The organism is Rathayibacter sp. Leaf185 (assembly GCF_001423885.1).
Classification (GTDB): domain Bacteria; phylum Actinomycetota; class Actinomycetes; order Actinomycetales; family Microbacteriaceae; genus Rathayibacter.
The window spans coordinates 111,345-125,343 of sequence record NZ_LMPP01000001.1; the positions used below are offsets into that span (position 1 = coordinate 111,345).

Consider the following 13,999-nt stretch of genomic DNA (forward strand, 5'->3'; position numbering starts at 1 on the left):
TCCTTACTCACGCTCACTGTGAACCGGATCCGGTTCAGCTCTGAATCAGTACTGACGACCCTACGAACTCGATCGCCCGGCTCTGTTTCCAACAGATTACGAAGTAGTCGGATTCGGGACGGTCGCACTTGGCACTCTCCGGGGTCGAGTGCTAAATTCGTTGCAGTTGAGTCGATGAGGCTCAACTCTGAGAAGTCCTTCGTTGCTCGACTGAATGGAGTGATCATCATGGCCGTGACCTACGACCCCATCCGCGAACTCGACCGCGTCGCCTCCGCCCTCCTCGGCTCCGGCCAGGGCCCGCGCCGCATGCCGATCGACCTCTACCGCGACGGCGACCACTACGTCCTCACCGCCGATCTGCCCGGGATCGATCCCGGCTCGGTCGACGTCGACGTCGACGGTCAGCTGCTGACCATCCGCGCCCAGCGCACGGTCGCGAGCGGCGACGACGTCACCTGGATCACGCGCGAGCGCCAGTCCGCGACCTTCGTCCGCCAGCTCAGCCTCGGCCAGGGCGTCGACACCGAGCGCATCTCGGCGTCCTACGACAACGGTGTGCTCTCGGTCACCATCCCCGTGAGCGAGAAGGCGAAGTCGCGGAGGATCGAGGTCGTCTCGAGCGCGAGGCCCGAGCAGGTGCAGCTCAGCGAGTCCCGCTCCGAGTGATCCGGCCGACGCAGGGCCCGCCCGCTTCCCCGGCGGCGGGCCCTGCGTCGTTCCCGCGTCGTTCCCGCGTCAGAGCGGAGGCGGCGGCTGCACGATCGGACGACCGGTGACCAGGCGCTCGTGGATCTGCTCCGCCCGCCGCGCCCAGGAGTGGTGGGTCCGCACGTGGGCACTCGCGCGAGCCGTCGCGCCGGCGCTCTCCGCATCCGCGTCGAGCCGCTCCGCCAGATCCCGGCCGTCGACATCCACCTGGAGGATCGCGTCGAGCGGCAGCAGCCGCTCGTACTCCCCGCTCCCCGGCAGCACGCCGACAAGGCGCGCGCCCGCTGCGAGCCCCTCGAGGTAGCGCATGACCAGCGGGCTGTAGCCGCCCGTCCGAGCGCGGTCCTCGGCCAGCGGAGGCGTCACCACGAAGTAGCGGGAGCGCCCCGCGAGCTCGCCGAGCTCCTCCGGGGTGAGGAGGAGGCCCTCGCGCCGGTACTCGTAGCGCAGCCCGCGCGCCTCGCAGTACTCGAGCAATGCCCGGTGCAGCGGCTCGTGCCGCCGGCCCATCCAGAAGGCGAACACGTCGCGCTCACCGTCGCCCGGCGCGAAGACCTCGGTGTCGACGCCGAAGGGCAGCCACTCGAAGCGGCCGCGCGGGTGCCGCCGCACGAGCTCCTGCGCCCCCTCGCTGAACGGGACGAACAGCGGATCGAGGCGCTGCAGCCGCGCCGCGAGGGCGATCCTCGGCAGATCGACGAGCCACGGATCGACCACGAAGGCCGAGCGCGCGGCCCGCCCCGCCGCGAGGGAGGCGGCGACCAGGGGCCACTCGGGGCGCGCACTCTGCTGCATCCAGAACACCGACGTCGCGCCGCGCATCGTCCGGGCGAGCCGCGGCCAGGCGCGAGGCTCCGGGGGCGGCGACACCAGCCGGCCGCCGAGCGCCGCGAGCGGCTCGAGGAGCGGCGGCCCGAGGGTCGTCCAGTTGATCCAGGGGTCGAGTCGGTCGTTGGACAGCACGGCGAGCGTCATGGCGGGCTCCGGTCATCGGGTGGGCCCACCGTAGTGTCCGGGCGGATCGCCCCGCGACGCAGGGCTCTATGTTGGAGGAATGCGCGCCTCCACACCCGACTCCGCTGTCGGAATCCTGCTGCCCCGCGACCTCCCCGCCGCCGAGATCCTCTCTTACGCCCGACGCGCCGAGGCGCTCGGCTTCGACGAGCTGTGGGTGATCGAGGATCTGGGCTTCCGCGGAGGCGTCGCGCAGGCAGCGGCCGTGCTCGCGGTGACCGAGCGGATCGTGGTCGGGATCGGCATCCTCCCCGCTGCAGCACGGACTGCGGCTTTCACCGCGATGGAGCTCGGCACGCTCGCCGAGCTGTTCCCCGGCCGTGTCCACGCCGGCATCGGGCACGGCATGCCGAACTGGATGCGCGGACTCGGCGTCTGGCCGAAGAGCCCGCTGACCCTCCTCGCGGAGCAGTTCGACGCCCTGCGCTCGCTGCTCTCAGGCGACGAGACCACCCGCGACGGGCGCTACGTGAAGGTCGACGGCCTCCGGCTGGAGTCTCCGCCCGCCGTCGTGCCTCCCCTGCTCGCGGGCGTGCGCGGACCGAGATCCCTGGAGCTGGCCGGCCGGATCGCGGACGGCGTCGTCCTGGCCGAGCCCGTCACTCCGGAGTACCTGACGCAGTCCCGCGCGCTGATGGCGACTCCCGGCCGCGTGGTGGCGTACAACGCCGCGGCGGTCGACGACGACCCCGCCGCCGCGCGAGCCCTGGTGCGCCCGGGCCTCGAGTGGATCGGCGACCCCGACTGGGCGCCGCACATCGCTCCGCTGCCCTTCGCCGACGAGTTCGCGCGCCTGCGCGAGCGGAGTTCCGACCGCGCCTCCTTCGCCCGGGATCTGCCGGACGAGTGGGTCGATCAGCTGGCGGTCGTCGGCACGCCGGACGCGGCTCGGGCCCGGATCGGCGAGCTGCACGCGGCAGGCGCCTCGAGCGTCGTACTGATCCCCGCGGGCGCAGACGCCGGCGCCGCGATGGAATCGCTCGCCCGGGTGCTCTGAGCCCTCCGGGCCCTGCTCGCGCCTGCAGAACGACTGCGGCTCGCAGAAACGCCTCCGGCTCGCGGAATCCGAGGATCCCCGCGAGCCGGAGGCGTTCTGGCGAGCCGGAGGTCAGGCCGACATGCGCGCCTTGAGGTTCTCGTCGAGCGTCGCGAGGAACTCCTCGGTCGTCTGCCACGGCTGGTCGGGGCCGACGAGGAGCGCGAGGTCCTTCGTCATGCTGCCGGACTCGACCGTCTTGATGACGACGTCCTCGAGCGCGAGCGAGAAGTCGATCAGCTCCTGGTTGCCGTCGAGCTTGCCGCGGTGCGCGAGGCCGCGCGTCCAGGCGTAGATCGAGGCGATCGGGTTGGTCGAGGTGGGCTTGCCCGCCTGGTGCTGGCGGTAGTGGCGCGTGACGGTGCCGTGCGCCGCCTCCGCCTCGACGACGCTGCCGTCGGGGGTCGAGAGGACCGAGGTCATCAGGCCGAGCGAGCCGAAGCCCTGCGCGACGGTGTCGGACTGCACGTCGCCGTCGTAGTTCTTGCAGGCCCAGACGTAGCCGCCCTCCCACTTCATGGCGGAGGCGACCATGTCGTCGATCAGGCGGTGCTCGTAGGTGAGGCCCGCGGCGTCGAAGCGCTCCTTGAACTCGGTCTCGAAGATCTCCTCGAAGATGTCCTTGAACCGGCCGTCGTAGGCCTTGAGGATCGTGTTCTTCGTCGAGAGGTAGACCGGGTAGTTGCGGGTCAGGCCGTAGTTGAGCGAGGACCGGGCGAAGTCGCGGATCGACGCGTCCTGGTTGTACTGGACCTGCGCGATGCCGTCGTCGGGGGCCTTGTAGACCTCGAACTTCATCGGCTCCGAGCCGTCGTCGGGAGTGAACTCGACGCTGAGCGTGCCCTTGCCCTTGAAGACGAAGTCGGTGGCGCGGTACTGGTCGCCGAACGCGTGGCGGCCGATGATGATCGGCTTGTTCCAGCCGGGCACCAGGCGCGGGATGTTCGAGATGATGATCGGCTCGCGGAAGATGACGCCGCCGAGGATGTTGCGGATCGTGCCGTTGGGCGACTTCCACATCTTCTTGAGGCCGAACTCCTCGACGCGCGCCTCGTCGGGCGTGATCGTCGCGCACTTGACGCCGACGCCGTGCTTCTGGATGGCGTGCGCCGCGTCGATCGTGACCTGGTCGTCGGTCTGGTCGCGGTACTCCATGCCGAGGTCGTAGTACTCGAGGTTCACGTCGAGGTACGGGTGGATGAGGGTGTCCTTGATCTTCTGCCAGATGATCCGCGTCATCTCGTCGCCGTCGAGCTCGACGACTGTTCCCTCAACCTTGATCTTGGACATTGCTCTCCCATGGTCTCGATGCAACCCCGCGCCTGCGCGGGACGAGCGGCTTCGCGGCCGCTCCGGATGGCCTCGACCAGCCTACCCGAGGGCCGAACTGTCTCGATGTCGAGAGAGTTCGGCGATCAGGCCCGGTCGAGCGTCGCCGCACCGGGCGCGGTCGTCCTGGCGGCGGATGACGGCCCGGAGCCGGGCCGCTAGATTGGCCGCATGAGTGCACTCCGCCTGGAAGAGCTGTCGGCCTCGAACATCTCCGCCGTGAACGGGCTGAGCCTCAAACCCGGGCAGGAGCAGTTCATCGCGCCGGTCTCGTACTCGGCCGCCGCCGCCGTGATCGACCCCGGGGCCGCCTGGCAGCGCGCGATCCTCGACGGTGACGAGCTCGTCGGCTTCATCCACGCGCACTTCGATCAGGACGCTGCCGAGGAGTTCCGCAGCTGCATCTGGCGCATCAACATCGACGCGTCGAAGCAGGGCCGCGGAGTCGGGACGTTCGCGGTCCGCGCGGCGGCCGACGAGGCGCGTGCCCGCGGCTTCGACACCCTCACCGTCATCTGGGAGTCGGGCGAGGAGGGCCCCGAGCAGTTCTTCCGCTGGATCGGCTTCGAGGTCACCGGCGAGACGCAGTACGGCGAGAACATCGGGGCGCTGAAGCTCTGAGCTCCGACTCGACCGGGCCTTCGCACCCCGACTCCCCCGATTTCGTCTCCGCCGTGCTGGCCGTCGTCGACGACATCCCCTCGGGGCACGTGATGGCCTACGGAGAGATCGCCGCCGTCCTCGGCACCCGTGCGGCGCGCGCGGTCGGCACGGTCATGGCGCGCTACGGCTCCGACGTCGCCTGGTGGCGCGTGGTCCGCTCGGGAGGCGCTCCCCCGATCGGTCACGAGGACCGCGCGCGCCGCGAGTACGAGCGCGAGGGCACACCGCTGGTGACGACTCCGACCGGCTACCGCGTCGACGTGCGGGCGGCGCGCTGGCGGCCCTGAGCCGTCAGCACGCCGCTCGCGGCGTCACACCAGGGAGTCGCGCCAGGCCGCGTGCAGCGTCGCGAACCGGCCCTCGCCGGCGATGAGCGCCTCCGGAGTGCCGTCCTCGACGATGCGGCCGTGCTCCATCACCAGCACGCGGTCGGCGATCGCCACCGTCGAGAGGCGGTGCGCGATGATCACCGCGGTGCGGTCGGCGAGCAGCGTCTGCAGACCCTGCTGCACGAGTCGCTCGCTCGGGATGTCGAGCGAGGACGTCGCCTCGTCGAGGATGAGCACCGCCGGATCCGCGAGGAACGCGCGCGCGAACGAGATCAGCTGGCGCTGGCCCGCCGAGACACGACCACCGCGCTTGTTCACGTCGGTGTCGTAGCCGTCCGGCAGCGCCTGGATGAACTCGTGCGCACCCACCGCCTTCGCCGCGGCGACGATCTCGTCGTACGACGCCGACGGTCGCCCGATCGCGATGTTGTCGGCGACCGAGCCCGAGAAGAGGTACGCCTCCTGGGTCACCATCACGATCGCGCGGCGCAGGTCCTTCGGGTGCAGCTGGCGCAGGCTCACGCCGTCGAGGGTCACCACGCCGTCACTCGGGTCGTAGAACCGCGAGATGAGCTTGGCGAGGGTCGTCTTGCCCGCACCGGTCGATCCGACGAGGGCGATCGTCTGACCGGCCGGGATGTCGAGGTCGAAGCGCGGCAGGATCTCGCGGTCGGCGGTGTACGCGAAGCGCACGCCCTCGAAGCCGAGACGGCCGCGCGCCTGCCGCAGATCGGTCGGGTGCGCGGGATCGGGCACGCTCGGCTCCTCCGCGAGCACGCCCGAGATCTTCTCGAGCGCGGCCGCCGCCGACTGGTAGGAGTTGTAGAACATCGCCATCTCCTGCACCGGGTCGAAGAAGCGCCGGGTGTAGAGGAGGACGGCGAGCAGTGCGCCGATCTCGAGTCCGCCGTCGAGCACGCGGACTCCTCCGACGAAGAGCACGACGGCGACCGTCACGTTGCCGATGAGCACGAGGCCGGGATCGAAGGTGCCGAAGACTCCGAAGACCTTCTTGTAGGCCACCCGGTACTTCTCGACGACGCCGCCGAACACCTCCTCGTTGCGCTTCTCGGCGCGGAAGGTCTGCACGGCCCTGATTCCGGTCATCGTCTCGACGAACTGCACGATCAGGCGGGACGAGGCGACTCGGGTGCCGCGGAACAGAGCCTGCGACTTCTTCTGGAACCAGCGGGTCAGGATCGCGAGCGGCACGAGGGAGCAGGCGAGCACGATCCCGCTCACACCGTCGACGCTCACGAGCGCGATCGCGACGAAGCCCATGTAGAGCGCCCCCTGCACGAGCTGGTTGATCCCGGAGTCGAGCAGCTCGCGGATCGAGTCGAGGTCGCTCGTCTGGCGCGAGATGATCCGGCCCGAGGTGTAGTTCTCGTGGAACTCGAGGCTCAGCTTCTGCGTGTGCAGGAAGACGCGCTTGCGCAGGTCGATCAGGATCGCCTGGCTCACCCGCGCCGACAGCACGGTGTACCAGGCGACCAGCGCGGCGCCGATCACTCCGGTCAGCACGTACGCGCCGACCGTGAGGGCGAGCGGAGTCGCATCGCCGTCGAGCACCGCCGGCAGCCCGTTGTCGATGCCCAGAGCGATCAGGGCGGGCCCCGCCACCTGCGCGGCGGTCGAGACGACGACGACGATCGCCGTGAGGACGAGGCGCAGGCGGAGGGGTCGCAGCAGCGTCCCGAGCAGCCGCAGCGAGCGACGGCGCATCTGCGCGGACTCGGCGCGCGTCAGGTCGTCGCGCTCTTCGGTCGAACCGAGCGTGCTCATGATCGGGTCTCCTGGTCGATGGTGGCTGCGGCGTCGCCGCTCGGGCGGGAGCCGACGCGCTCGGTGCCGGGCGGGCGGCTCAGCTCGTCCTCCTCGAGACTCGAGATGACGAAGCGGTAGTGCGGGCTGCTGGCGAGCAGCTCGCTGTGGGTGCCGACGGCCGTGACACGCCCCTCCTCGAGAAGCGCGACCCTGTCGGCGAGGGCGACGGTCGAGGGCCGGTGCGCGACGATCAGCGCTGTGGTGTCGCCGAGGACCCGGCGCAGCCCCGCCTCGACCCGAGCCTCCGTGTCGACGTCGAGCGCCGACAGCGGGTCGTCGAGCACGAGGACGGAGGGACGCGACGCGATCACGCGGGCGAGCGCGAGCCGCTGCCGCTGGCCGCCCGAGAGGCTCATCCCCTCCTCGCCGACCGTGGTGTCGAGCCCGTTCGGCAGCGAGTGCACGAAGCCGGCCTGCGCAATCTCGAGGGCCTCGAGCAGCTCCTCCTCGCTCGCGTCGGGGCGCCCGAGCAGCACGTTCTCGCGAACGGAGGTCGAGAAGAGCGTCGCGTCCTCGAAGGCCATGCCGACGTGGGAGCGCAGCTCGGTGCGGCGCATCCGCCGCACGTCGACTCCGTCGATCTCGATCGCCCCGGCGGTCACGTCGTACAGGCGCGGCAGCAGGGCGGTGAGGGTCGTCTTGCCGGAGCCGGTGACGCCGACGAGCGCCATGGTCTCGCCGGGCTCGACCTCGAGGTCGACTCCGTCGAGCAGATCGGCGAAGCGCTCGGGGGCGTCCTGGTAGCGGAAGTGCACGTCCCGGAACCGCACGCGGCCGAGGGGGCGCTCGATGGTCTCGGGCGACTCCGGATCGGTGATCGAGTTCGTGCTGTCCATCACCTCGAAGTAGCGGTCGACGGCGGTGCGCGTGTCGAAGGTCATCGAGAGCAGGAAGCCGATCGACTCGACGGGCCAGCGCAGCACGGTCGCCGTGGCGAAGAACGCGAACAGCTCGCCGACGCTCAGCTGGCCGTCGGCGGCGAGCCAGACACCGCCGAGCAGGCAGAGCGCGAAGGCGATGTCGGGCACGAGGAGCAGGACGAGCCAGATGCCCGCGATGGCCTTGGCCTTGGCGATCTCGGTGCCGCGCAGCTGCTCCGCCTGGTCGGCGAAGCCCGCCAGCGCGTGCTTGTGCCGCCCGAAGGCCTTGAGCACGCGGATGCCGTGAACCGACTGCTCGACCGTGGTCGCGAGGTCGCCGGCCTGGTCCTGGCTCCGGCGGGCGATGCTCGAGTAGCGCTTCTCGAACGCGAAGCCGTAGATCCAGACCGGGATCGAGCAGACGATGAAGAGCACGCCGAGGATCGGGTTCCAGTAGACCAGCACGCCGAAGCCGACGATTATCGTCAGGGTGTTGACGACGAGCAGCACGAAGCCGAAGGCGATCCAGCGGCGGATGAGGCTCAGGTCGCTCATCGCGCGGGACAGCAGCTGCCCGCTCTGCCACCGGTCGTGGAACGACACGGGCAGATCCTGCAGCTGACGGTAGAGGGCGCCGCGCATCCTGGCCTCGATGTGCGTGCTCGGGGTGAGCACCATGCGGCGGCGCAGCGCGATCGCGACGGCCTCGAGGACGCCGAGGGCCAGCACGATCCCCACCGGGCCGATCAGCGGACCGAGGTCACCCGAGCCGGCCGCGGTGGCGCCGTCGCCCAGCGGCCCGTCGACGAGCTGCTGCAGGACGATCGGGATCGCCAGCGAGACGAGGCTCGCCACGAGGGCCACCGCGATCCCGGTGCTCAGCCGCGGCAGGGAGTCGCCGACGAACGGGAGCAGCCGCAGCAGCGTGCGGACGGTGCTGAGGCGCTTCGGCTCGACCTGACGGCCGTCGATCGGTGGGGTGTGTGCGGACACGATGCAGAGCTTTCGCGAGGAGGAGGGCGGGTGGGATCGCCACGGGCCCGTCCGGGCGCTGCGCAGCCTTGAAGGCTATACCCCGGCTATGCGTCGCGTCCACCGTGTCGCGAGGTCTCCTCTTCGCGCGCTCCTCAGCGCACGCGCACCGAGAGGCAGGTCACGCAGCCCTCGAGCTTCTCGAACTCCGAGACGTCGACGGTCACCACGGTGTAGCCGAGATCGCGGAGCAGCGCAGCGCTCCTCGGCGCCGAGGCCGCCATCAGCAGCGTGTCGGGATCGAGGACGACGACGTGGGCGCCGGGCTCCTCCGGCATCGGCAGGAACGACGGGAACAGACGGGGCTCGTCGACGACCGGCTCCCAGCCGATGACGGTGCCGTCGGGCAGCGCGGTGACGGCGCTCTTGAGGTGCAGGGCGCGGGTGAGGGGGACGGCGACGACGGTGAGTCCGAGCGGACGGAGGAGCGCACGGAGCTGGGCGATGCCCTCGGCGTTCGTGCGCCCGCCGCGCCCGACGTAGACCGTCGAGCCGACCTTGAGGACGTCGCCGCCCTCGAGGGTGCCGGGCGCCTCGATGCGATGCAGGGTGAGGTCGAGCGCGAGCGCCGCCTCCTCCGCCGCTGCGATCTCGCCGCGTCGCGACTCCGCGCCTGGACGCGTGAGGACCGCGTGGTCGCCGAAGACGACGACCGCGTCCTCGAGGAAGACGGAGTCGGCCATCGCCTGAGCCGAGGCGACCTCGACGGTCTCCCATCCGGCCTCGTCGAGGGTGTCGACGTAGGCCTCCCACTGCTGCTGCGCCTTCTCCTGGTCGACGGGGACGCGCTCGAGGTGGGTGAGCTCTCCGGCGTCGAGGTTGAGGGCAGGAGCGCGCACGAGGGCGATGCGGCGGGCGCGGGGGCTCGCGGCCGCGGGGGCCTTCGGCGCGGTCGCGCGCGCGATGCGGTGACCGAGTGTCGCGGCCGTCAGCGTGAAAGCGAGGAGGAAGACGAGGTTCAGGCCGCCGAAGGTCTCGACGATCGACGCCCAGACCTCACCGGTGATCGCAGTGCCGCTCGCGCTGGCCTGCACGAGGGTGCCGAAGGTCGCGCCGACGAGGCCGGCGACGAGGCCGGCGATCGCCGCGGTCCAGGCCCGGTTGAGCAACCCCGCGACGGCGAGCGCGAAGACGACGACGAAGGCGAGCGCGCTCGAGAGGAGGAAGTAGGCGTTCACCTGCGGCAGCGACGAGGCGGCCAGCTGGTTGCCGATGAAGAACGCGAGCAGGTTGGCGAGGTGGGCGGCGAGCGCCGTCGCCGCCGCCGCTGCGAGGGCGGTCAGGAGGCGGCGGCCGAGCGTGGGGGCGGGCGCGGAGGCGAGTGTCGAGTCGGAGGGCACCCGGCGACCCTACGCGGTCCGACCAGGGCGCCCGCTTGCTGCGACCTTGCCGCCCCCTGTGAGCGCGTGCCTCTTCGCCGCTCGATCGACTCCTCGAGAGTTGTCGTACTCGAGCACCGAGTACGACAACTTCTGGACTCTCGCCTCCTGCCACCGCGGCCGCGCCACACCGCGCAGGGAGCGGCGTGGAAGAAGGCACCCGGCAGAGGCCGCTCAGCGGGAATCGCGTGCCAGCGATTCCCGCGGCAGCCGACGCAACACGCTCCGCAGAACGCGACCACCTGCGCCAGCCGACCGCGCCACACCGCGCAGGGAGCGGCGTGGAAGAGGGCACCCACTGAGCGCCCCCGGCGCTCAGTGGAAGAAGTGCCTCTCCCCTGTCGTGTACATCGTGATGCCCGCACGACGGGCCGCGTCGATGACCTCGGCGTCGCGGACGGAGCCTCCGGGCTGCACGACCGCCTTCACTCCGGCGGCGAGGAGCACCTCGAGGCCGTCGGCGAACGGGAAGAAGGCGTCGGAGGCGGCGACCGATCCGGGTGCTCGGTCGCCGGCGCGGGTCACGGCGAGGTGGCAGGAGTCGACGCGGTTGACCTGTCCCATGCCGACGCCGACGGAGGCGCCGGCCTTGGCGAGCAGGATCGCGTTCGACTTCACGGCGCGGCAGGCCTTCCACGCGAACTCGAGGTCGAGGAGCGTGTCGGCGTCGGCGGCCTCGCCGGCGACGAGGGTCCAGCCCGAGCTGACCTCGCCCGGGCCGCCGGTGAAGCGGTCGGGCTCCTGCAGCAGCACGCCGCCCGAGATCTGCTTGAACTCGGTCTCGACGGGCGCGTAGTAGTCGGGGAGCTGCAGCAGGCGCAGGTTCTTCTTCGTCTTGAGCACCTCGAGCGCCTCCGGCTCGAACGAGGGGGCGACGAGCACCTCGGTGAAGATCTCCTTCACCGTCTCGGCCATCGCGAGCGTGACGGGCCGGTTGGCGGCGATGACGCCTCCGAAGGCCGAGACCGGATCGCACTCGTGGGCGCGGCGGTGCGCGGAGGCGATGGGGTCGATCGCCTTGCTGCCGGCGATCGCGATGCCGCACGGGTTGGCATGCTTGATGATCGCGACGGCGGGCAGCACGAAGTCGTAGGCGGCGCGCACGGCCGCGTCGGCGTCGACGTAGTTGTTGTAGGACATCTCCTTGCCGTGCAGCTGCGTCGCCTGCGCGATGCCCGTGCCGTCCGGCGAGACGTAGAGCGCCGCCTTCTGGTGCGAGTTCTCGCCGTAGCGGAGGACCTGCTGCAGGGTGCCGCGGATCTCGACGGAGCCCGGGAACCCGGCGCCCTCCGCCTCCTGGCCCGCGAACCACGCGGCGACGGCGGAGTCGTAGGACGCCGTGTGCGCGAAGGCGCGCGCGGCGAGGGTGCGCCGGGCGGCGAGGGTGGTGCCTCCCGTGCCGAGCGCGGCGATGACGCCGGAGTAGTCGGCCGGGTCGACGACGATCGCCACGTTCGCGTGGTTCTTGGCCGAGGCGCGGACGAGGGCCGGGCCGCCGATGTCGATGTTCTCGACCACGGTCGCCGCGTCGGCTCCGCCCGCGACCGTCTCGCGGAACGGGTACAGGTTGACGACGACGAGCTCGAACGCGGCGATGTCCAGCTGCTCGAGCTGCTCGCGGTGCGAGGCGAGGCGCAGGTCGGCGAGGATGCCGGCGTGCACGGCGGGGTGCAGCGTCTTCACCCGGCCGTCGAGCGACTCCGGGAACCCGGTGACGGCCGAGACGTCGGTGACGTCGAGACCCGCCTCCCGGATGGTCCCGGCGGTCGATCCGGTCGACACCAGCTCGACGCCCGAGCCGGCGAGCGCCGCCGCGAGCTCGAGGAGGCCGGTCTTGTCGCTGACCGAGATCAGGGCTCGGCGGACGGGGACGACATCGCGGTCGTCGTAGCTGCTGGGGTCGTGTGCGGTGATGCTCATGCGCGGGAGAGGTCCTCGAGATCGACGGTTCCGTGGGCGATGTCGAGCACCGTCTGCACCAGCAGGCGACGCTCGATGGTCTTGATGCGCTCGTGCAGCGCGTGCTCGCTCTCGCCGGGGAGCACGGCGAGGCTCTCCTGCGCGATGACCGGGCCCGTGTCGACTCCGGTGTCGATGACGTGCACGGTGACTCCGGTCTCCACGGCACCGGCGGCCAGCGCGTCGCGGACGGCGTGCGCACCGGGGAAGAGCGGCAGGAGGGCCGGGTGCGTGTTGATCACCCGCGGGCTGAGGGCGTCGACCACTCCGGGCGGCAGGATGCGCATGAACCCGGCGCAGACGACGAGGTCGGGCTCCCACTCGCGGATGCAGGCGAGGAGCTCCTCGCCCCAGGCGGCCCGGGAGGGGAACGCGTGCGGAGACACCAGGAAGGTGGGGATGTCGAACGCTTCGGCGTGACGCAGGCCGTCGGCCTCGGTGTCGCTGCCGACGGCGACGACGCGGGCCGGGAAGTGGGCGTCGGTCGCGGCCTCCAGGAGTGCGCGGAGGTTGGAGCCTCCGCCGGAGATGAGTACGACCAACTTCAGCACTGCGCAAGTCTAGGGGAGGCCCGCAGGCCGGGGGTCAGTCGCGCGACGAGCGTCCGGAGGCGAGCCCCAGACCTGCCGCGACGGCCAGTTCGAGCGCCGCGATCGCACCCACCAGGAGTGGATCCGGCCCCACCTGCACGAGCCGCCCTGGCCCTGCCGACCCTGCCGAGAACCAGGCGAGCAGGCCGAGCAGCAGACCGCCGACCACTCCGATGCCGGCCGCCGCAGCCGCGCCCCAGCGAAGAAGCGACCGGCCGTCGAGCCCCTCGATCACGACGCGGCGGAGGCGCCAGCCCGCGACGAAGCCCGCCAGCAGGGGCACGAGCACACCGAGGAAGCCGAACGCGAGCTCGCCCTGCGGCAGCGCGGCGAGCATCGGGATCGACGGCACCGGCCCGAGGAGCGTGCCCGCCGGGCCGACCGACGAGCCGGCTCCGATCGCGAAGCCGGGCCCGATCAGCCAGCTCGCCGCCCAGATCACCAGGTTCGGGAGGAACGCCAGCTGGCCCAGAGTCAGCGCCAGCCCGCCGAGCGCCTCGCCCCCCAGTCCCTCGTAGAGCGCGACGATCGACGAGTAGTTCACGACGAGGAGGACCGCCACGACCACTCCGGCCACCCCGATCACGGCGGCTGCGGCGAGCGCCCCACCGCGCAGCGAGGCCAGCACCAGCGACGGCCCCGGGGCGGGCACCCGATCGAGGGTGTCGCGGGCCAGCTCGCCCAGTCGGTCGGGCTCGCCGCTCCGGGCCGAGTGCGTCACGGCGCCGAGTGCGACGCCGAGGGTGAACACCAGCGCGGGCAGCACCGTCCCCTGCACGGCATCGACGGAGGCGACCTCCGTCGCGGAACCGACGGTCACGAGGAACGAGAGCAGGAGGAAGGTGCCGATCGCGACGACGAAGCCGATGAAGCGGAACGGCGACTCCTGGGCGCGACGACCGGTGCGCGCGCCGAGGAGGACGGTGAGGAGAGCGAAGGCGAGCGGCGCGATCGTGACGGTGAACGCCTCCGAGCCCCCCGGCAGCCCGAGCGCGAGCGGTGAATCGGCCGCGAAGCCCGCCCGCAGGTCGGCCCCGTGACCCAGCAGCCAGGAGTCGGCCGCGATGCGCCAGAAGACGCCCCAGTCGATCGCGGTGTCGTACTGCACCGCCCAGAGGACGGTCAGCGGGACGAGCGGGATCACGATCCCGATCAGCGCCGAGAGCGCGGCGTCGAAGGCGGCGAGGAGGGCGACGGTGATCCGGTTCATGGGCCTGACGAGCCTAGCGGCGGGGTCACCTGCGGACGCTCCGGGGCGCGCCCGTGTCCT

12 protein-coding genes are annotated in these 13,999 nt (G+C 71.4%); 4 read left to right on the forward strand and 8 right to left on the reverse strand.

Annotated features, from left to right (window positions below; translation table 11 throughout):
* The first annotated feature begins 228 nt into the window (after window positions 1-228).
* Window positions 229-669, forward strand: coding sequence for an Hsp20/alpha crystallin family protein (locus ASG06_RS00585; protein ID WP_056040292.1), 441 nt, complete (start codon window positions 229-231; stop codon window positions 667-669).
* 69 nt (window positions 670-738) lie between these two features.
* Here ASG06_RS00585 and ASG06_RS00590 read toward each other — a convergent pair whose 3' ends face one another.
* Entirely contained in the window at window positions 739-1,686 is a 948-nt protein-coding gene (locus ASG06_RS00590; protein WP_056037092.1) for a glycosyltransferase family protein, read from the reverse strand.
* Between the two features lie 79 nt (window positions 1,687-1,765).
* Here ASG06_RS00590 and ASG06_RS00595 point away from each other — a divergent pair, with 79 nt between their 5' ends.
* Window positions 1,766-2,722 carry an LLM class flavin-dependent oxidoreductase gene (locus ASG06_RS00595; protein ID WP_056037097.1) on the forward strand — a complete coding sequence of 319 codons (957 nt, stop codon included), beginning with the start codon at window positions 1,766-1,768 and terminating at the stop codon, window positions 2,720-2,722.
* A gap of 111 nt (window positions 2,723-2,833) precedes the next feature.
* On the opposite strand, the gene ASG06_RS00600 is transcribed toward ASG06_RS00595, so the two are convergent.
* Window positions 2,834-4,051: an NADP-dependent isocitrate dehydrogenase gene (locus ASG06_RS00600; protein ID WP_056037099.1), complete on the reverse strand. Its 1,218-nt coding sequence runs from the start codon at window positions 4,049-4,051 to the stop codon at window positions 2,834-2,836.
* Between the two features lie 210 nt (window positions 4,052-4,261).
* On the opposite strand from ASG06_RS00600, the gene ASG06_RS00605 reads away from it, so the two are divergent.
* Window positions 4,262-4,711 (forward strand): GNAT family N-acetyltransferase, encoded by a 450-nt coding sequence (locus ASG06_RS00605; protein ID WP_056037102.1) that lies wholly within the window; start codon window positions 4,262-4,264, stop codon window positions 4,709-4,711.
* A gap of 53 nt (window positions 4,712-4,764) precedes the next feature.
* A complete protein-coding gene (locus ASG06_RS00610) occupies window positions 4,765-5,040 on the forward strand; it encodes an MGMT family protein (RefSeq protein ID WP_231727572.1) in 276 nt (91 codons plus the stop codon).
* 24 nt (window positions 5,041-5,064) lie between these two features.
* Here ASG06_RS00610 and ASG06_RS00615 read toward each other — a convergent pair whose 3' ends face one another.
* The 6 genes from ASG06_RS00615 to ASG06_RS00640 all read right to left on the reverse strand — a co-directional run bounded on the left by ASG06_RS00615 (window position 5,065) and on the right by ASG06_RS00640 (window position 13,939).
* A complete protein-coding gene (locus ASG06_RS00615; protein WP_056037108.1) occupies window positions 5,065-6,867 on the reverse strand; it encodes an ABC transporter ATP-binding protein in 1,803 nt (600 codons plus the stop codon).
* Window positions 6,864-8,765, reverse strand: a complete 1,902-nt coding sequence (locus ASG06_RS00620; RefSeq protein ID WP_082498840.1) for an ABC transporter ATP-binding protein — start codon at window positions 8,763-8,765, stop codon at window positions 6,864-6,866. The genes ASG06_RS00615 and ASG06_RS00620 overlap by 4 nt, the downstream gene beginning before the upstream one ends.
* A 131-nt stretch (window positions 8,766-8,896) precedes the next feature.
* Window positions 8,897-10,141 (reverse strand): dimethylargininase, encoded by a 1,245-nt coding sequence (gene ddaH, locus ASG06_RS00625; RefSeq protein WP_056037111.1) that lies wholly within the window; start codon window positions 10,139-10,141, stop codon window positions 8,897-8,899.
* Window positions 10,142-10,495: 354 nt separating this feature from the next.
* The gene (gene purH / locus ASG06_RS00630; RefSeq protein ID WP_056037113.1) at window positions 10,496-12,100 is read right to left on the reverse strand and encodes a bifunctional phosphoribosylaminoimidazolecarboxamide formyltransferase/IMP cyclohydrolase; all 1,605 of its coding nucleotides are present in this window, start codon (window positions 12,098-12,100) and stop codon (window positions 10,496-10,498) included.
* Complete coding sequence (gene purN, locus ASG06_RS00635) at window positions 12,097-12,690, reverse strand: phosphoribosylglycinamide formyltransferase (RefSeq protein ID WP_056037116.1); 594 nt, start codon at window positions 12,688-12,690, stop codon at window positions 12,097-12,099. Before purN ends, purH begins: the two co-directional genes overlap by 4 nt.
* Before the next feature lie 34 nt (window positions 12,691-12,724).
* On the reverse strand, window positions 12,725-13,939 hold the full coding sequence (locus ASG06_RS00640) for a cell division protein PerM (protein WP_056037118.1): 1,215 nt from the start codon (window positions 13,937-13,939) through the stop codon (window positions 12,725-12,727).
* Window positions 13,940-13,999 lie beyond the last annotated feature (60 nt).